The organism is Tunturiibacter empetritectus (assembly GCF_013410875.1).
GTDB classification, from domain to species: Bacteria; Acidobacteriota; Terriglobia; order Terriglobales; family Acidobacteriaceae; genus Edaphobacter; species Edaphobacter empetritectus.
Window position 1 is genome coordinate 140,211 of the sequence record NZ_JACCCU010000002.1, and the last position, 18,439, is coordinate 158,649.

Annotated in this window: 15 protein-coding genes; 8 read left to right on the plus strand and 7 right to left on the minus strand. The window is 60.1% G+C overall.

Features of this window, described 5'->3' with window-relative positions:
- Positions 1-168 precede the first annotated feature (168 nt).
- Positions 169-756, minus strand: coding sequence for a DinB family protein (locus HDF08_RS12720; RefSeq protein ID WP_257031111.1), 588 nt, complete (start codon positions 754-756; stop codon positions 169-171).
- Between the two features lie 215 nt (positions 757-971).
- On the opposite strand from HDF08_RS12720, the gene HDF08_RS12725 reads away from it, so the two are divergent.
- The gene (locus HDF08_RS12725) at positions 972-2,687 is read left to right on the plus strand and encodes a cryptochrome/photolyase family protein (RefSeq protein ID WP_179639065.1); all 1,716 of its coding nucleotides are present in this window, start codon (positions 972-974) and stop codon (positions 2,685-2,687) included.
- 143 nt (positions 2,688-2,830) lie between these two features.
- On the opposite strand, the gene HDF08_RS12730 is transcribed toward HDF08_RS12725, so the two are convergent.
- Positions 2,831-3,379: a DinB family protein gene (locus tag HDF08_RS12730; RefSeq protein WP_179639066.1), complete on the minus strand. Its 549-nt coding sequence runs from the start codon at positions 3,377-3,379 to the stop codon at positions 2,831-2,833.
- Positions 3,380-3,521: 142 nt separating this feature from the next.
- Positions 3,522-4,043 carry a DUF427 domain-containing protein gene (locus HDF08_RS12735; RefSeq protein WP_179639067.1) on the minus strand — a complete coding sequence of 174 codons (522 nt, stop codon included), beginning with the start codon at positions 4,041-4,043 and terminating at the stop codon, positions 3,522-3,524.
- Between the two features lie 85 nt (positions 4,044-4,128).
- On the opposite strand from HDF08_RS12735, the gene HDF08_RS12740 reads away from it, so the two are divergent.
- Positions 4,129-4,596: a hypothetical protein gene (locus HDF08_RS12740; RefSeq protein WP_373563183.1), complete on the plus strand. Its 468-nt coding sequence runs from the start codon at positions 4,129-4,131 to the stop codon at positions 4,594-4,596.
- 103 nt (positions 4,597-4,699) lie between these two features.
- Complete coding sequence (locus tag HDF08_RS21715; protein ID WP_257031112.1) at positions 4,700-6,172, plus strand: cysteine desulfurase family protein; 1,473 nt, start codon at positions 4,700-4,702, stop codon at positions 6,170-6,172.
- A gap of 190 nt (positions 6,173-6,362) precedes the next feature.
- Here HDF08_RS21715 and HDF08_RS12755 read toward each other — a convergent pair whose 3' ends face one another.
- Entirely contained in the window at positions 6,363-8,246 is a 1,884-nt protein-coding gene (locus tag HDF08_RS12755) for an APC family permease (RefSeq protein ID WP_179639068.1), read from the minus strand.
- 276 nt (positions 8,247-8,522) lie between these two features.
- On the opposite strand from HDF08_RS12755, the gene HDF08_RS12760 reads away from it, so the two are divergent.
- The 4 genes from HDF08_RS12760 to HDF08_RS12775 all read left to right on the plus strand — a co-directional run bounded on the left by HDF08_RS12760 (position 8,523) and on the right by HDF08_RS12775 (position 13,499).
- Positions 8,523-9,089 (plus strand): glutathione peroxidase, encoded by a 567-nt coding sequence (locus HDF08_RS12760; RefSeq protein ID WP_179639069.1) that lies wholly within the window; start codon positions 8,523-8,525, stop codon positions 9,087-9,089.
- A 442-nt stretch (positions 9,090-9,531) separates the two neighbouring features.
- Entirely contained in the window at positions 9,532-11,457 is a 1,926-nt protein-coding gene (locus HDF08_RS12765; RefSeq protein ID WP_179639070.1) for a M61 family metallopeptidase, read from the plus strand.
- Between the two features lie 120 nt (positions 11,458-11,577).
- The gene (locus HDF08_RS12770) at positions 11,578-12,336 is read left to right on the plus strand and encodes a bestrophin-like domain (RefSeq protein ID WP_179639071.1); all 759 of its coding nucleotides are present in this window, start codon (positions 11,578-11,580) and stop codon (positions 12,334-12,336) included.
- 68 nt (positions 12,337-12,404) lie between these two features.
- The gene (locus HDF08_RS12775; RefSeq protein ID WP_179639072.1) at positions 12,405-13,499 is read left to right on the plus strand and encodes an alpha/beta fold hydrolase; all 1,095 of its coding nucleotides are present in this window, start codon (positions 12,405-12,407) and stop codon (positions 13,497-13,499) included.
- A gap of 204 nt (positions 13,500-13,703) precedes the next feature.
- Here HDF08_RS12775 and HDF08_RS12780 read toward each other — a convergent pair whose 3' ends face one another.
- Both HDF08_RS12780 and HDF08_RS12785 read right to left on the minus strand, forming a co-directional pair.
- Positions 13,704-15,008 (minus strand): protein kinase domain-containing protein, encoded by a 1,305-nt coding sequence (locus HDF08_RS12780; protein ID WP_179639073.1) that lies wholly within the window; start codon positions 15,006-15,008, stop codon positions 13,704-13,706.
- A 381-nt stretch (positions 15,009-15,389) separates the two neighbouring features.
- Entirely contained in the window at positions 15,390-16,754 is a 1,365-nt protein-coding gene (locus HDF08_RS12785; RefSeq protein WP_218884692.1) for a serine hydrolase domain-containing protein, read from the minus strand.
- A gap of 201 nt (positions 16,755-16,955) precedes the next feature.
- On the opposite strand from HDF08_RS12785, the gene HDF08_RS12790 reads away from it, so the two are divergent.
- A complete protein-coding gene (locus HDF08_RS12790) occupies positions 16,956-17,291 on the plus strand; it encodes a YegP family protein (protein WP_179639075.1) in 336 nt (111 codons plus the stop codon).
- Positions 17,292-17,312: 21 nt separating this feature from the next.
- Here HDF08_RS12790 and HDF08_RS12795 read toward each other — a convergent pair whose 3' ends face one another.
- The gene (locus tag HDF08_RS12795) at positions 17,313-18,269 is read right to left on the minus strand and encodes an alpha/beta hydrolase (RefSeq protein ID WP_179639076.1); all 957 of its coding nucleotides are present in this window, start codon (positions 18,267-18,269) and stop codon (positions 17,313-17,315) included.
- Positions 18,270-18,439 lie beyond the last annotated feature (170 nt).

An 18,439-nucleotide genomic window follows, 5' to 3' on the forward strand; every position in this document is an offset into this window, starting at 1 on the left:
GATGCAGCTTTTCTTTAGTTTCTCCGCAAAAGCCCCGTTTTACAGCAATTTGATATCACCCACGACATCCCCAATCCCAGCCCCCGCGCAAAAAAACAAGAGCAGCCCGCGAAGGCTGCCCTGTTCAATACTCCGCAACATCCCACCGCATCGTCGGTGGCGTTGGCCCTACTTCCTGCTGGCCGGCGGCACAATCCCATTCATCCGCAGATACTCCACCAGTTGCCCATAGTGGTCCGACGCATGCGCCACCAATCCCCCCGCCAGGCTCGCCCGCGTATTGGTCCCCTTCACGCTCTCAAACGCGTTCTGCGCCGTCAACGTCGCAAACGCCTTATGCGCAAACACGAACGAAGCCTTCAACGCCGTCACCGCCGCATCCTTGTTCTTGATATCGGCCAGCGCCTTCACATCCACATCCGCCTTCATCCCGCCCACCATGCTGCCGTAGTAGTAGTTCGCCGACGCCACATGCAGCACCATCTGCCGAAACGTGCTCACCGTCGCATACTCGCTGCCCTGCCCCGCCACAAAGATCGCAGCACTCGGAGCAAAGTCGTACTTCTCCGCCGGCATCGCCTCGGCCAACGGCACAAACTCCTTCTCAAAATCACTCAGCATCCCATCGAAGCTCTTCGCCGGTTCAACCATCGTTCCCGCCGCAATCTTCGGCCCCTTCGCATCCATCTGCGCCTGCAATCCCGTCACACAACAACCAGCCAGCGCCAACACCACAACCATCCGCTTCATCATCATCCTTCTCCAGTCTCTTTCGTTATGCCGCGACCGAAAGTCGCAGAACCGCGCTAAGCCTACCAGATTTCAACGATCGTTTGTCAGCCCGTTGGTCATCCCGCGCTCCCTCGCCCGCCGCTCCACCACGCAGAACCACAGCCGCCGAACTTCCAGCCCATCAAAATCCAAAAACAACTCCAGCGCCTGACCCGCCTCCGCAAACTACCCTAGAGGTCATGCCCGCCTTCCAGCAGCAGATCGACTCTACGCAGCCCACCCCCGCCGACATCAAAAATCGCCGCTGGATCTACATCCCCTACGACCGCTACACCGACCGCACCGGCCCCCTCACAGCCCAGCCCCCTGCCGATACCGGCATCGTCATCGTCGAATCCACGGCCAAGGCCCTCCGCCGCCCCTACCACAAGAAAAAACTCGCCGTCCTCATCTCCAACATGCGCCACTTCGCGCTCGAGCAGCGCGCCAAAGGCGTCTCCGTCCTCTACCACCTCTCGCCCCACAGCCACGGCCAGGCCCTCCTCGAACTCCAGCGCAAACGCCATCTCCCCACCCTCACCTGCATGACACCTGCCGAACGAGAACTACGCCTCGACCTGGCCACAGCCAGCCAACAAGGCCTGCAACTCCAACTCGTCGAAGACACCACCTGGGCCTCCACCACCCAGGACTTCCTCAACACCTACGGCCCTTACCAGCACGGCAAATCCTATGTAATGGACCGCTTCTACCGCCGCATGCGCGAGCAAACCGGCATCCTCATGCAAAACGCCAAGCCCGTCGGCGGCCAATTCTCGTACGACGCCGCCAACCGCAGCCCCTACAAAAATGAAGTCCCCATCCCAACCCCTCCCGCCTTCCCACCCGACGCCATCACCCGAGAGGTCATCGCCCTCATCGAGTCCACCTACAGCCATCACTTCGGCACCACCGAAAACTTCGACCTCCCCTGCACCCAATCCGACTGCGACCTCTTCTGGCGCTTCTTCCTCGACCATCTCCTCCCAAACTTCGGCCGCTTCGAAGACGCCATGCGCGACGACCACCTCCAGCTCTTCCACTCCAAAACCTCCGTCCTGCTCAACCTCGGCCGCCTCCTCGCCCTCGATCTCATCCGCGACGTAGCCGACCGTGCCGCCACCGAAGCCGTCCCCCTCGCCTCCGCCGAAGGCTTCATCCGCCAACTCCTCGGCTGGCGAGAGTTCATGCGCCACCTCCACGAACAGACCGACGGCTACCGCCTCATAGCTGATCACGTCCCGCAAGAGTCACGCCCCCGCCCACAAGAGCCCTCGCCCAACCAGACCCCCACCGCGGCCAAAGCCTACCAACCCACCGAGCCGTCAACCGACCCCTACGCCGGAGCCACACCCTCCGCCCTCCACGCCTCGCTCCCTCTTCCCGCCGTCTACTGGGGCGTCAAATCCGGCCTCCACTGCATGGACACCGTAGTCGCGCAGGTCATCTCCGAAGGCTGGTCCCACCACATCACCCGCCTCATGGTCCTCTCCAACCTCGCCACCCTCTGCGGCTTCTCCCCCCGCGAACTCACCGACTGGTTCTGGTTCGCCTACATCGACGCCTACGACTGGGTCGTCGAACCCAACGTCCTTGGCATGGCCACCTACGCCGACGGCGGCCTCACCGCCACCAAACCCTACGTCTCCGGCGCTGCCTACATCAACCGCATGTCCAACTTCTGCGGCCACTGCCAATACGACCCAAAGAAATCCACCGGCGAAGGCTCATGCCCCTTCACTTCTCTCTACTGGACCTTCCTCGAGCGCAACCAGTCCACCCTCTCCAAAAACTTTCGCCTGCAGATGCCCTACACCACCCTCCGCAAAAAATCCCCTGCAGAACTAGTCCAACTCCGCACCCGCGCACAAGAAGCCATCGCCCACCTGCAAAGCTTCAAGCGCCCCACCTACTAAGCTCCTATAACACCCTATTAGGACCTATGAATTGTCATCTCGACCGGAGGCGGCGCTTTTGCCGCCGCAGTGGAGAGACCCCCGCATTTGTTCTCCTCTCCCTCACCCCAACAAACAAACACAACGAAGCTCACCGCAATCGCTCAATCCGCCGAAGCAGGAAACGCCGCATCAGCCTTGATCTCCTCAATCTGAAACGCATGCCGCAGGCTATGCTGGCTCAACACCACCAGCCACTGATAGCAATCCAGATCCCCAAACGAAATATGCGGAAAGAAATGATCGCGCAGATTCGCCTCCGTCTCTACAGCAAATGCAACTGACACCGCCCGAGTCTTTCGAAACTCAGAAACTAACTCGTCCCGGTCCGCCCACCTTCCCACCGGACGCACCACCTCTCGAGCAATCAGTTTGTTCTTCCGGTCATTCGCCAATCCAAGAACCAGCGGCTGTTTCGCCCCCACCTCGGCCTTCTTCTCAGGCTCTGCCACCGCTTCCAGAGTCTTCGCAATCGCCGACCGTATAAATCCCTCAAACACAATCAGGTGCTCGATATTATCCGCAATCGACCACCGCTCAGGCGACTCCCTGAAGCTCCACTGCGCCTCCGTCAGTCCACTCACCAACTTCAACAGCCTCACTTCACTCGAACTCAACTGCTCCAAAACAACTCGCCGTTCGCGCTCTTCCATAGCTCATTACTATCCAATCAAACATCCCCAGAAAGCAACCCGCACAGCCGTCAAAATCTCTCAGCAAACGAAGTGACGAGTTCAAGATCTGTCAGTAACGAGTCATCAACGAAGACAAGTCATCAACGAACTCGCCCGGCACCTACCAACCCAAGGTTCCCGGCGCACCCTTGAACGGCCCCGTCACATGCGAACTGATCCACCCGCCATAGAAGTCGCCAGGCTGCGCCACCACTCGCTCTTCATCCACCCAGCACTCGTCCACCCTGTTCGCATAGAACGCCAGATAGTCCTTCAACCCCGAGTAGCTCTTTGACGGATTCGCATAGCTCCACGCCACCCCGACAAAGAGCGATGCCCCCTCCTTCACCACGAGATCCCAATAACCAGCCACGCCCTTGAACTCGCAAAAACTCCCCCGCCGCCCACTCGCCCGCAGCAGTTGCATCGCCACGTCTTCCGGCGGAAAGTAGTACACCGGCGGATGGCTCGTCTCAAGAATCCGCATCCCGCGCCTCGTCTCCGCCACCACAACTCCCGCATGCACCACCCGCAGATGACGCGCGGTCGCTTCCAGCCGAGGCGGTCGCGGATAGTCCCAGACCGACTCCTTCCGAGTCACCTCGGCCTCCGCACCTCCCTCTGCAATCTCTCTTCTGTCCATCGCTCGTTCTCAACTTCAACTGTAAACTGCATCCACGCGCGGCCAGTCGAAGCTTTGTGCCATGCACCCGTGCGATGGAGGTTCTGTGCACATCATCAAAAGTACCGACAAACCAATCGACCGGATGGATCGCCTCGCCGACATGGCGCACTTTCCCGCTCTGGTCAACGCCGGCGCCACCGCAAACATCCTCGTCACTCTTCTCATCACCTGGCGTCTGGTCCCGCACTATCCACAGACCTATGCTCCCGTCGCATGGACAGCAATCGTCCTTCTCGTAAACCTGTCACCAGTCGTCCTTCTCCGCGCCGTCTCCTTCAACAAAAGCCCCACTCCACCTCTGCGAAACATGAGCTTCTTCCAGGACCAACATCGCTTCTCCGACTGGGTCTACCTCGCCGCCTCCGCCAACATGGCCTTCTGGATCCTTGTCTCCTGGTCGATATTCACGATCTCGTACACCCCAGCCACTCTGGCCGTCGTGCTTGCCGTTGCTTTCTTCGTCACCTTCTCGCCCGTGCTCCTGCGCTCGTTCCCCGCACAAAACAATTAGCGAAAAAAGCCAACGACAAAAAAGAACCGCCACAACCAGGTTTAAAAACCTTCATACCCTTGGCTGCAAAACACGCTCGCACCCCGCACAGTAAAATAAACCCATGCGCCGAATCTACCTGGACGCCAACGCCACCACGCCTCTGCTCCCCGAGGTCTTCGAAGCCATGCGCCCCTTCTTCCTCGAGCACTACGGTAACGCCAGCTCTATCCACCAGCAGGGCCAGTTCGCCCGCGCCGCCGTTGACCACGCCCGCGACAGCATCGCCCGCCTCCTCCGCTGCCGCACCTCCGAGATCGTCTTCACCTCTGGCGGCACCGAGAGCGACAACCTCGCTCTCTTCGGTACCCTCGGAAGCCCCAAGCTCACCGGCGAACCCGCCCACCTCATCACCACCAGCATCGAGCACGATGCCATCCTCCGCGCGGCCCAATCCTTCACCGCGAAGAATGTAGAAGTCACCTTTCTACCCAGCACCCCGCAGGGCATCATCGAACCCGCTGCACTCCTGGCCGCCATCCGCCCCAACACAAAGCTCGTCAGCGTCATGTTCGCCAACAACGAGACCGGCGTCATCCAGCCCATCGCCACGCTGGCCGCCATCGCCCACGCCGCAGGCGCACTCTTCCACACCGACGCCGTCCAGGTCGTCGGCCGTCTCCCCCTCGACCTCAACCCTAAAGGCCCGCTCAAGGACGTCGACCTCCTCACCCTGTCCGGCCACAAGATCTACGCCCCGAAGGGAATAGGCGCGCTCTTTGTGCGACGCAGCGTCCGCCTCGCCCCCATGTTCCACGGCGGCAGCCACGAGCGCCAGCGCCGCGCCGGAACCGAAAACGTAGCCGGCATCGTCGCCCTCGGCAAAGCCGCCGAACTAGCCCAGCAATGGCTCGCAGAAACCCCCGCCACCAATCCGGCCGAAAATCCGAGCACCATCAAAAATCCAAGCACCAACCAGCATCCTAGTATCACCACAAATCCGGGTGTCCCTGCCCAAAGTTCCGGTCCCACGACAGAACCGGGTGCCCCATCCTTCGCGCCCTTTGCGAAGGGTGGGTTACCGCCTTCCACAGGTTCCGCTCCCGCCCCAGAACCGGGTGCCCCATACATCGACTCTGATGTGTGGGCACCGGGCGCAAGCCCGACCGCTCTCCTCGACCGAGCCGACAGCCCCACCCACCTCACAGCCCTCCGCGACCGCCTCGAGCGCGGCATCCTTTCCCAGGTAGAAGAGTGCGGCGTCAACGGAGCCGGAGCACCCCGCGTCTCCAACACCACCAGCCTCTACTTCGACCACATCGAAGCCGAAGCCCTCGTCATCGCCCTCGACCTCAAGGGCCTCTCCGTCAGTGGAGGTTCCGCCTGCCAGTCCGGCGCCACCGAACCCTCTCACGTCCTAACCGCCATGGGCCTCTCCCCCGCCCGCGCCCGGGCCAGCATCCGCTTCTCCCTCTCCCGCCTCACCACCGCCGAAGAGATCGACCTGGCCCTTACACTGATCCCCGCCGCCGTAGCCCGCCTCCGCGACCTCAGCCCCACCTGGCGCAAGTCCCCCACCGCCCTGATCCCCGCATAACCCGGAAAACAAAAGCCGCCTCGCAAGGGGCGGCCTTCATACAAAATAAATCCCCAAAAGCTGGCGTATCTTCCATCACGGAAAAACACGCGGCGAAACACCACGTTCCACCACGCATCTCACCACAACTACACCATCAAAACACCACGTCCAGAACACCATTTTTCCCAAAAACCCCAGTAATACGCCCTTACAGGTACCACGGAATATTAACCACCACAATCCGCTGATTCCCCTTCACCAGCAGTAGCAGCTTCAGCAGCTGAACCCGCTGATTATGCAGCGCATTCTCCCACCAGTGCCGCACCACCAGCTCCGGCAGCAGCACCGCCACCTTCCGCCCGGGATTCTCCTCCTCGAGCTTCAGAATGTAATCCATCAGCGGAGTAATAACGAACCGGTAGTTCGAAGGAATCGTCACCAGCTCCGGCTCCTGCAGCCCCTCCCGCTTGATCGGCGCCATCACATGCTCATCCCATATCTCATCCAGGCTGCCCTCCTCGTCGTCCGAGTGAACATGCACCACCTTGATCTCCTTCGACAGCAACAGCCCGAACCGCATCGCCTTCTCCGTAATCCGGTCCCAGCGCGCCATCGGTATCACCACAATCGGCTCCTGCAGATTCACCAGGTTCAACGGAGCCATATCCGACATCTCTCGCCGCACCCGCGAGTAGTGCCGCTTCACCACCCACATGATCCCGATCAACACCGGCACCAGCAGCGCCGTCACCCATGCGCCCGCCCGAAACTTCGCCACCAGCACGACGACTGTTGTAATCCCCGTCGCCACCGCGCCAATGCCATTCACAAACATGTGCCAAACGCGTCCCGGATGCGCCTCGCCCTTCTTCCAATGCACCACCATTCCCGCCTGCGACAGCGTGAACGCAAGAAACGCTCCAATCGCATACAGCGGAATCAGCCGGTCCGTCACACCGCCAAACAGAATCAGGATCACCGCCGTGAACCCGGTCAGCGCATAGATCCCATGCGAATACAGCAGTCGCCGCCCGCGCAGAATAAACACATGCGGCAGATAATCATGCATCGCAATCGCCCTGGTCAGCCGCGGAAAATCCGCGAACGCCGTATTAGCACTCAACGCCAGAGCCACCAACACGCTGCCCATCGTCAGAAAATAAAACCATCCCCGCCCAAACACCGCAGTAACCAGCAAGCTCAGCAAACTTTGAAAATGCGCCGCATCCGGGTCCATCGGCATCACCCGATACGTCTTCGCCAGGTAAGCAATCCCGAACAACAGAACCATCAATATCCCAATGATCACCGTTAGCGTCCGCTGCGCCCGCTGCACTCTCGGCTCGCCAAACGCCATCACGCCGTTCGACACCGCCTCTACCCCGGTCATCGCCGCGCATCCGCTTGCAAACGACTTCAACAGCATCCACATTCCCAGCGTCCCAACGCTGGCCGGCAGCGCAGCAGGAATCGGAGCCATCGGCATCGGATGCCCTCCCGCGTGAATCGTCTTCCACATTCCGACCACAATCAGTGCCAGCAGCGTACTGACAAAAAGGAACGTAGGCAGCATAAATGCCGTTCCCGTATCCTTCACGCCACGCATGTTCACCAGCGCGAGAATCACAAGGATTATCAGGCAGATCAGCAGCGTGTGGCTTTGCAGCCCGGCGAATCGCGTACCCTGCACCGACGACGTCAGCGCCGTCACACCCGCCGAGATTCCCACCGCCGCCGTCAAAATGTAGTCGATCATCAGCGCCGCCGCTGCCAGCAGCCCGGGCTTCTCCCCCAGGTTCTCCGACGCCACCGTATAGCTCCCACCGCCACCCGGATACGCCGCAATCGTCTGCCGATAGCTGAAGTACACAATCGCCAGCAGGATCAGGATCGCCCCGATAATCCGCCAGCCATACTCCACGCCGCCGATCCCCAGCGGAATCAGCAGCGTCATCGCCGCCTCAGGCCCGTACGCCGCGCTCGTCAGCCCATCCAGGCCAAAGATAGGAATTCCGGCAGCAACACCAATGTGCTCTGCCCGCTCCTCACTCGTAGCAAGCGGTCGTCCAATAATCGAATCTGTAAGTGACATACGATTTAGATCGTACCGCCTCTGTCAACTCAACTCACTCAATCTCTTTATTTAACCTTCACTCCCTCGAAAAAGTCGTAAAGATCGCATAAAGACCGCGCTTTCTATTCCGCCTCCCACAGCCAAAGTCCGTGCCGACCAGCGGAAGGCCACGCGCAGTTGATCCCGCCAAAACAAGGTATACAAGTCACGAAGTGACCGCGCCACGCGCAGTGGGCCCGTCCGGTAGGACACAGCGCACCTATAATCAACTCACTAAAGCTCTCAGGAGAATCCATGTCCCCCGCTGCTCTCTACGACATCCCCGTTCACAAAATCACCGGCGAAAGCACCTCCCTCGCCGACTACCGCGGCAAAGTCCTCCTCATCGTCAACGTCGCCTCCAAGTGCGGTCTCACCCCCCAGTACGACGCCCTCGAAAAGATCTACGCCCGCTTCAAAGACTCCGGCCTCGTCGTCTGCGGCTTCCCCGCCAACGACTTCGGTGCTCAGGAGCCAGGTTCCAACGAGGACATCCAGACCTTCTGCCGTTCCACCTTCGGTGTCGACTTCCCCATGTTCTCCAAGATCACCGTCACTGGCCCTGACACTCACCCTCTGTACCAATCCCTCATCGCCGCCCAGCCAAAGGCCACCAGCCCCGGCCGCAAAGCCTTCCGCGAAAACCTGAACGGCTTTCTCCAACAGCACAAAACCACCACCAACCCCGAACCCGGCATCCTCTGGAACTTCGAAAAGTTCCTCGTCGACCGCAACGGCAACGTCGCCGCCCGCTTCTCTCCCGAAGTCCTGCCCGACGATCCGGCCATTGTCGCCGCCATCGAATCCGCACTCAACTCCTGAACATCGAACCACAAACCTTAAGCCGGAGAGCACTCTGAGAGAATGTCTCAAAACTCCTCTCCAAATTGTCATTTCGACCGGAGCCGCGCAGTCTCATCGCGCGGCGGAGTGGAGAAACCCCCGCATTTCGCTCTTTGCTTCTATCTTTCGCCAATCCACAGCCTTCGGGCGCTAATTTATTAGAAGCGTCTCTGAGGGCCAATAAACAGCCCGCGGGTGCCCCACACATCGACCTTGATGTGTGGGCATCGGGCGCTAGCCCGACCGCTCTCCTCCAATCTTCTCTCCGCCACCAGCTCCAACTCCACCTCGCAGCCTCCGCGACCGCATTAGAGACATACCAACCGCAGCCCACCGCTTTTAGCGTCTTCTCCAACCTCTACATCGTCTATTCTTCTAATATCTAAAATCTTCGCCTCACTTCGAGAGGAACTTCCCGCTCATGATCATCCGCCACACCCTCCTGCCTCTAGCTCTGCTCACCCTCGCAACCCCTGGCCTCCTGCAAGCCCAGCAGCCCATCCAGATCACCGCCGACCTCTCCGAAGCTCCCCGCAAGATCTACCACGCCGAAGTCGACATCCCCGTCCAGCCCGGCCCCGTCTCTCTCACCACTCCCAAGTGGATCCCCGGCAACCATCGCCCCACCGGCCCAGTCGATCAAATCACCGGAGTCGTCTTCACCGCCAACGGCAAGGTCCTCCCTTGGCGCCGCGACGACGAAGACCTCTACGAGTTCCACGTCACCGTTCCCGCTGGGGTCACCACCCTGCACGCTCACCTCGACTGCATCGTCACCGCCCGCGTCAGCGACAAGCTGGCCGTCCTTGAATGGGAGAAGCTCCTGCTCTACCCCGCGAAGACTCCCGTAAAAGAGATCGCCATTCAGCCCTCCGTCAAAGTCCCGGCAGGCTGGGGCATCGGCACCGCCCTCACACCCACCGACGGTTATGATCCACAAAACCCTAAAGGCGGCCTCACCCACTACGCCCCCACCACCGTCGAGCAACTCGAAGACTCCCCCGTTATCACCGGCCAGTACTTCCACGAGTTCGCGCTCGCCCCCGAGGTCACGCCGAAGCACTACATCGACGTAGTCTCCGATTCACCCGAAGACTCCAAGCTCCGCCCCGCGCTCCTCGCCGAACTCAACAACCTCGTCCGCGAGACCGGCGCCGCCTACGACTCCCGCCACTACAACGTCTACCACTTCCTCCTCACCCTCTCTGACGTAGCCGGCGGCGAAGGTCTCGAGCACGGTCAATCCTCCGACAATGGCGTAGGCGAAAAAGGCTTCTCCGACCCATCGCACCAACTCGCCGAATCCGACCTCCTCTCCCACGAGTTCACCCACTCCTGGAACGGTAAGTACCGTCGCCCCTTCAACCTCTATCAGGACGACTTCGAAAAGATGCAGCAGGGTTCGCTCCTCTGGGTCTACGAAGGCATGACCCACTATCTCGGCAACGTCCTCGCCGCCCGCTCCGGCCTCAAGTCACAGGAGCAGTACCGCGACCTGCTCGCCCTCTCCGCAGCCGACCTCGACTACAAGCCTGGCCGCGAGTGGCGCTCTACCGAAGACACCGCCATCGCCGCCAGCATCCTCCGCGGCGGCAACCCCGCCTGGTCCAACTGGAAGCGCGGCCAGGACTACTACCAGGAGGGAGAGCTCTTCTGGCTCGACGCCGACACCCTCATCCGCCAGAAGACCGATAACAAAAAGTCCCTCACCGACTTCCTCCACATCTTCCTCGGCAAAGGCGGCAACACCGGCCCCCTCATCGTCACCTACAACCGCGACGAGCTCATCGCCGACCTCAACCAGGTCTACAAGTACGACTGGGCCACCTTCCTCCACGAGCGGATCGACAACCTCAACCCCCGCGCCGACCTCGCCGGCATCGAACGCGGCGGCTACAAGCTCGTCTACACCGACGAGCCCTCCAAATCAGAACGCACAGTCGCCGAGACCTACGCTCGCTACGGCATTGGCACCAACGCCTGGTACTCCCTCGGCCTCCGCCTCAATAAAGAAGGTCTCATCTCCGACGTCCGCTGGAACGGCCCCGCCGACAAGGCAAAGCTCTTCCCCGGACAAAAGATCATCGCCGTCAACGGCAACGTCTTCTCCTCCGATGCCCTCAAGACCGCAATCAAGCAGTCTAAGGGAACCTCCGAGCCCCTCCACTTCATCCTCCAAAGCGACACCTTCGTCACCACCGCCGACATCGACTACCACGACGGCGAGCGCTACCCTCGTCTAGTTCGCGCCGAAGGCACCCCCGCCTACCTCGACGACATCACCAAACCACTCGCCAAATCAGAACCCATCCCAGCCGAAAAGAAAGAAAAAGACTCCACCGAATAATCCCCACAAGACGAAACAACTCAAAGCGCCGCCCTTCATCAAGAGCGGCGCTTTTTTGCTGTAGCCAGCAAGCAGGCTGGGATAAGCTTGGAATCCATCACGCGGAGATGCTTGCCCTTCATGCTGACCCTCACCCAAAACATCGTCATCCTCATCGTCACCATGACCTGTTCCATGCTCTTCCTGGCGCTTCTCAACCGCGTCTGGCCACGCGAACGCCGCACGGTACACAACGACCTCATCGGCTGGCAGCTCGGCATCCTCGGCACCACCTACGCGGTCATTCTTGGCTTCATGCTTTACACCGTCTGGACCAACTTCGGCGAAGCAAATATCAACACCGACCTCGAAGCCAACGCCGTGCGCAACATCTATCAACTCGCAGAAGGTCTTCCGACGCCGCAGCGCATACTCCTCGAACAACAGGCCCGCGCCTACGTCGACGCGGTCATCAACGAGGACTGGCCCGAGATGCATAACAGCCGCCTCCCCGAAGAGAGCAACCTCATCAATCGCGATATGTGGAAGACCCTCATGTCCGTCAAAGCCGCCTCCCCCTCCGAACTCCTCGCCGAGGATCACGCCCTCAGCGAACTAAGCGCCCTCACCGAACACCGCCGCACACGCCTCATCCAAAGCGCCTATCGCCTTCCCACCATCTTCTGGGGAGTTCTCCTCGCCGGTGGACTCGTCACCATTCTCTCGGCCTCCCTCTTCGGCTCAGCCAATCGAGCCCTTCACGCGCTCCAGGTCTTCTGCTTCACTCTCCTCATCACCCTCGTCCTGCTCGCCATCGCCGACGTCAACCTACCCTTCCGCGGCTGGGTTCACGTCAGCAACTTCGCCTTCCAGCGCGCCAAGCAGAACATGAACAACTAGAAGCACTCAATCGTGATATCCGATATATCTTGAATCCAGCACACAAACCATCGCCGCCGGAGCTCCCGATGATCAGGTTCCTCACCCGCGTTCCCAGCCTCACCTTCTTCGCGCTCTTCTCCGTCGTAGCCTCCGCCCAGACTATCCCCACCAAGTGGCCCACCCAGGACGGCACCTACACCATCAAAGACTTCCGCTTCGGCACCAACGAAACTCTCCTCGAACTCAAGCTCCACTACCTCACCCTCGGCGAGCCCCACCGTGGCGCCGACGGCCACACCGACAACGCCATCCTCCTGCTCCACGGCACCGGCGGCGACGCCCACTCTCTCCTCAACCCCGCCTTCTCCGATGTTCTCTTCGGCCCCGGCCAGCCCTTCGACATCACAAAATACTTCCTCATCCTCCCCGACGACATCGGCCACGGCGAATCCTCCAAGCCCTCCGACGGCCTCCACATGCACTTCCCCCAGTACGACTATGACGACATGGTCGCCTCCCAGCACACCATGCTCCTCGAAGGCCTCCACGTCGACCATCTCCGCCTCATCCTCGGCACCTCCATGGGCTGCATGCAGTCCTTCGTCTGGGGCGAGACCTTCCCCAACTTCGCTGACGCCCTCGCCCCCTTCGCCTGCCTGCCCGCCGAACTCGCCGGCCGCAATCGCATGTGGCGCTACATGGCCATGGAGTCCATCAAGCACGACCCCGCCTGGAACAATGGTGAGTACACCACCGAGCCCGTCGAAGGCCTTCGCGGAGCCAACGACCTCATCCTCATCGCCGGCAGCGCCCCGCTCCAGATGCAGAAAAACTACCCCACCCGCCAGCAGGCCGAAGCCTACATCGACCGCGTCCTTACCGCCAGCATCGCCCGCACCGACGCCAACAACTTCCTCTACTACGTCAACGCCTCACGCAACTACAACCCCGAGCCGAAGCTCTCCGCCATCACCGCGCCCGTCCTCTGGATCAACTCCGCCGACGACTTCATCAACCCACCCGAGCTAGGCATCGCCCAAGAGATGGTCAAGAAGATGCCCAATGCAAAGTTCATACTCATCCCCATCTCCGATGCCACTCGTGGCCACGGCACCCACACACAAGCCGCCGTCTGGAAGCAATACCTCATCGACTTCCTCGCCCAAATAGAAAAACACTAGGGAACCCTGATCAAATCCTATCTTGAAAGGGCGGGACTTTAGTCCCGCCGCAAGTTTAACCACAGCAACGCGGCTTTAGCGCTGGGGGAATGCCCCTTCCGACCAGCGGGAGGACCAACTCCACCGATCTGCCAAAACAAGGTATACAAGTCACGAAGTGACCGCCCCACGCGTAGTGGGCCCGTCCGGCAGGACAAGGCGCCGCTACCGGCGATAGTTCTGAGCGTAGCTGTCGTGAGGCAGCCCCTCTGCGCGTCCCTTCCTGACGAACGCAAACGCCTCATCCTTGCTCATCGTCCCACCAACCACCACAAGGTACGGTGCCCGCCCGCTCGGCGTAAACACCTCTGGCCGCAGATCTGGATGCACCACCCTAAGACTCTCCACCTTCTGTTGAGCCTGAGCCTCGCGGTTATACGTAAACGCCACCACCCGCCACTGACCCGTACCACCAGCAGCCGGCGCAGGCACCGAAGCCTCCGGCGCAGCAGCGGCAGGAGCAGGAGCAGAAACAGCAGCAGGAGCCTCCAAGGCCGGCACAGGAGCCGCATCGTTCGCCTCGGTCCCCACTGCAGGCACCACCGCATTCGCCTGCACCGCTCCAGCGGACTTCGACCACCGCCCATGCAGGAACAACGCGATCAGCAGCAACAGCACCATCGCTCCCCCGCCAATCAGCAGCCGCCGGCCTTCAATCCCGCCCGTCTTCTCCTCCGCAACCCGCACGCGATTTGTCGGATAAGTCGGCAGCTCCACTGGCGGCGTCTCGACTACCTTCTCCGCTCGAGGCTGGCTCACCGCAACAGGACGAGCCTCCACCCGAATCTCCGTGTCCGGCCGCAACGCCGCAACCATCTCCGGAATCCCCCACTCCCCGCTGATCCCCTTACGAATAATCGGATCCAGCGGAGGATCTGGCGGCAGCTCCCGCTTCGCCTCTTCCAGCGTCTTCTTCTGCGTCAACGCCTGCAGCAGCACCACCGCGAAATCGTGCGCGTCCTTGCGCTTCAGCTCGCTGCCCTCCCGCCCTTCAGGAGTTTCACGGATGCAATCGCTCCGCAGCTTGATCGACTCGCCTACCGCCAGCACATTCGCCGGCTCAATATGCTCATGCACAAACCCGTTCGTGTGCAGCGCGTCCAGCGCCGAAGCAAGACTCGTCGCAACCTGTTTCGTCTCCTGTACCGTCATGCGCCGTTCTGACACAATCTCGCCCATGTTCGCGTCCACCGGCTCCATCACCGCATAAACCAGCGACGTCTCATCCAGCGTCACCCTGCCAAACTGAATCAGCTTTACCAGATTGGGATGATTCAACGCCTGAATCCCGCGCCACCGCCCCAGAATCTCTTCATCATCAAAGTGCGATTCGATCAGCCGTATCACCGTCGGGCCACCCACGCCGTTTGATGTCGAAAAAAAGGCGCTTCTGCCTTCGGGCCGTATCAGTTTTGTGAGAGGGAACGCCCCATCGATCGTTCTTCCTTCATACTCTGTCCAAAGTTCCATGTCTGATCCACCGTCCTGAATATTGACTCAAGGGAGAAAGCCGCAAAGGGCAAATAGAACAAAGAGGGACGACGAAAGCCCTGCGTGCAACCATACGCCTCATCACCAGAGACCATTATCCTTTATTGCGCCGCGTCACTCAACGGATACCGGCCCATCGGCGTCGACGGCACATCTTTTTTGTTTGTCACGCAGCAAACCTTTGCTTCTCACGCGGCGAGCATCTGTTCTGCCACCACCGCTCGATGCAGCGGCTACTGTAAAAGTCCGTTTTGCTAAGGGCACGTCTCAGCCGTGCCGCAAAGGCTTTAATTGTATTGCGGCTTTAGCCGCTGAGGTCCGCCTTTCGTTTTGGAGGGCAGCCTCCCGCCACAAAACACTCTAGCTCCCCGAAGGAATCACCAGGTACTGCTCCAGCTTCCCATCCGGCTCTTCATAGACTGTCACCCGCAGCTTTCTATCCGGAAAGCTCACATCAAAGACCCGAAACGTCATCCCGCCGCGCAACTCCTCGTCCATCTGCTTGAAGCTGGTCGGCGCGCCGAGCGGCTTCAGACTACTCGCAAAATCCTGCACAGCCTCCTCGGTAAAGTAAGCATCGCAATACGCCGTCAGCTGCGAGCGATCCAGCTTCCCCTCCTGCAACCCGGTAAAGATATCAAGCGCACGTCTCTCAGCCGTTGCAGCCCCATCCGCAGTCTTAGGAGCCGCTCCCAGCACCAGCGGAGCGATCTTCCGCGCCAACGCAGCCGCAGCGCTCGAAGCATCTTCATTCGTCAACACCGTCACCGCCACCTTATCGTCAGGAAACACCGTGTTCTGCGACACAAACCCCGACACCTCGCCGCTATGCGAGATCACCCGATGCCCATCGCGCTCACCCACCTGCACGCCCAGTCCATAGTGCGTGCCGCTGCCATCCTTCAGCTTCACCTCCGTAAACATCTCGTCATAAGAAGCCGGCGCCAGCAGTGTCCGATTCATCAAACTGATATTCCACAGCGCCAGATCGCTCGCCGGCATCGCCAACTCTCCCGCCGCAAACATCCACCCCGCACCCTCTTGCGGAGCTGGACGCAGCGGCCCCAGCGCATGTTGGTAATAACCAGTCGGATCATTCGCGCGCAGTCTGCTGGCATCAGAATTAAAGACCCCAGTCATCTTCAGCGGACGAAAGATCCGCTCCTGCAACTGATCGATCAACGGCTTCCCAGCAACCACCTCTGCGATCCTCCCCGCAATCACATAGTTGGTATTGGAGTACTGCCACTTCGTCCCTGGCTCGAAGTCCAGCGGCTTCTTCGCCCACACATCCAGAATGTGTTGTGGAGTCGCCGGCTGCATCATCGACGTCATCACATAGTCCTCCGGCCAGAAGTCCTGGTACCCCGAGGTCATCGACAACACCTGCCGCACCGTCACTTCATTCGCCCGCGTCAACTCCGGCAGATATTTCCCCACCGGATCGTCCAGCTTCACCTTGCCATCCTGCACCAGCAGCAAAATAATCGCCGCCGTAAACTGTTTGCTCACCGACCCGATCGAGTACTGCATCCCCGGCTCCGCCAGCATCACCGGCTCCAACCGCGCCTTCCCATAAGCCTTCACGTAGGCGATCTTCCCACCCTGCACCACCGCCACCGAAGCGCTCGGAACCCCAGTAGACTTCAGCACCTCAGCCGCAGCCGCATCGATCCCCGTCGCCGTAGCCGCAGGCAGCAAACTCTGCGCCCAAGCCGCACTCATGGTTGCAAAAACCAATCCAAAAACCGCCGTCACTCCAACTCGCTGATTCATCATGCACGAAAGACTATCAGCGCCCCCATTCACCCGCCAGCCCTCTCCAATTAATTTTCAACCGCCTCGCGAACACGAGCTACAATCCGAATCAGCAAAAATCCGGCCCCTCGCAAAACACCCCAACCCCTTCCCCCACAAGGAGAATCCATGGCAGGCACGTTCGAGATCAGGAAGGCAAAAGACGGTGAGTTCTACTTCCACCTCAAGGCCGCCAACGGCCAGATCATCCTCTCCAGCGAGATGTACGTCGGCAAGTCCTCCGCCGAAAACGGCATCGAGTCGGTCAAGAAGAACGCCCCCATCGACGATCACTACGAGCGCAAAGACGCCAGGAACGGCCAGCCTATGTTCAACCTCAAAGCCGCCAACCACCAGGTCATCGGCACCAGCGAAACCTACTCCTCCATCGCCGCGCGCGAAGCCGGTATCGAGTCGGTCAAAACTAACGCCCCCGCAGCGCCAGTCCACGACCTGACCACCTAACCTCTACCCGAGCGATCGGTCCTAATCAGGAATTGTTCCAATCGTTCGCAGCCACGTCTCTACAAGTTGCGGCCATGCGGTTGCAGGATACTTCGTTCTGCGCAGCCCGAAGGCATGGCCGCCTTCGGCATACGAATGAAACTCGACCGGCACACCAGCCTTCTTGAGTCCCACGTAATATGTCAGGGAGTCCCATACGCTGTCGACCTTATCGTTTTCATTTTGAAGCAGAAACGTAGGAGGCGTTTGAGCGGTGATGTGGGCCGCGATATCCGGGTTCAACTCCAGCGAGCCCTTTTTCACCGAAAGGTGACCGGGATAGAGAGCCACCGCGAAGTCCGGACGACAACTCTGTTTATCGGCAGCGTCAACTTCGGGATAGAGGCGTCTGTCAAAGTGAACACTGGTCGCCGCCACAAGGTGACCACCTGCAGAGAACCCCAGCACGCCCACCTTATGCACGTCGATGTGCCACTCTGCGGCATGAAGACGAACCAGCCCAATCGTCCTCTGGGCATCTTCCAGAGCCATCGAAGACTGCGGGTAAGCACCCCAGCTTGGAGCCGATCTCGGCGCGGGAACGCGATACTTCAGCAGCACGCAGGTGATGCCCTTCGAGACAAGCCAGTCACAAACCTCTGTCCCTTCAAGATCGATGGCGAGAATCTCATATCCCCCTCCAGGAAACACGATGACAGCAGCGCCGGTGTTCTTTCCCGTCGGCGAATAAACGGTCATCGTGGGTTGCGAAACCCTCTCCACCGCAAGCCACGGCTTACCCGCAACCAGCGATTCTCCTCCAACGCTCTCCATCTTCTCCGGTCCCGTCATCAGTCGCCCGTCAGGCGGGGTCTTCGGCCATATCGGCAGTTGCGTGTGTCCAGACGATGGCTCCCAGACAGCCTGTTGTGCGCCAAGCCGGCCAACCGTAAGGACCGCAAGCACACTCAAGATCAACGTCTTCCACACAGCTCCCATACCGTGCCATCCTCTTTTGTCTGCGTCGGTCATTCGTTGCCTGTTTTCGCAACGTGGAACAGGACCATTCACACACTGCATCCTACGCAGCGCCTGATCGATCAAGGTCGGTTCTTGCTTAAGTAACTCCCGGCAGTCTGCCATTGGCATCGCACGGAGTCGCACAGAGT

Bases quoted from the DNA above. Each gene is read 5' to 3' on its own strand.
- HDF08_RS12755 (WP_179639068.1), bottom strand. From the start codon at position 8,246: ATGTCACTTACAGATTCGATTATTGGACGACCGCTTGCTACGAGTGAG.
- HDF08_RS12730 (WP_179639066.1), bottom strand. From the start codon at position 3,379: ATGGAAGAGCGCGAACGGCGAGTTGTTTTGGAGCAGTTGAGTTCGAGT.
- HDF08_RS12765 (WP_179639070.1), top strand. From the start codon at position 9,532: ATGATCATCCGCCACACCCTCCTGCCTCTAGCTCTGCTCACCCTCGCA.
- HDF08_RS12760 (WP_179639069.1), top strand. From the start codon at position 8,523: ATGTCCCCCGCTGCTCTCTACGACATCCCCGTTCACAAAATCACCGGC.
- HDF08_RS12720 (WP_257031111.1), bottom strand. From the start codon at position 756: ATGATGATGAAGCGGATGGTTGTGGTGTTGGCGCTGGCTGGTTGTTGT.
- HDF08_RS12780 (WP_179639073.1), bottom strand. From the start codon at position 15,008: ATGGAACTTTGGACAGAGTATGAAGGAAGAACGATCGATGGGGCGTTC.
- HDF08_RS12725 (WP_179639065.1), top strand. From the start codon at position 972: ATGCCCGCCTTCCAGCAGCAGATCGACTCTACGCAGCCCACCCCCGCC.
- HDF08_RS21715 (WP_257031112.1), top strand. From the start codon at position 4,700: ATGCGCCGAATCTACCTGGACGCCAACGCCACCACGCCTCTGCTCCCC.
- HDF08_RS12790 (WP_179639075.1), top strand. From the start codon at position 16,956: ATGGCAGGCACGTTCGAGATCAGGAAGGCAAAAGACGGTGAGTTCTAC.
- HDF08_RS12775 (WP_179639072.1), top strand. From the start codon at position 12,405: ATGATCAGGTTCCTCACCCGCGTTCCCAGCCTCACCTTCTTCGCGCTC.
- HDF08_RS12735 (WP_179639067.1), bottom strand. From the start codon at position 4,043: ATGGACAGAAGAGAGATTGCAGAGGGAGGTGCGGAGGCCGAGGTGACT.
- HDF08_RS12785 (WP_218884692.1), bottom strand. From the start codon at position 16,754: ATGAGTGCGGCTTGGGCGCAGAGTTTGCTGCCTGCGGCTACGGCGACG.
- HDF08_RS12795 (WP_179639076.1), bottom strand. From the start codon at position 18,269: ATGGGAGCTGTGTGGAAGACGTTGATCTTGAGTGTGCTTGCGGTCCTT.
- HDF08_RS12770 (WP_179639071.1), top strand. From the start codon at position 11,578: ATGCTGACCCTCACCCAAAACATCGTCATCCTCATCGTCACCATGACC.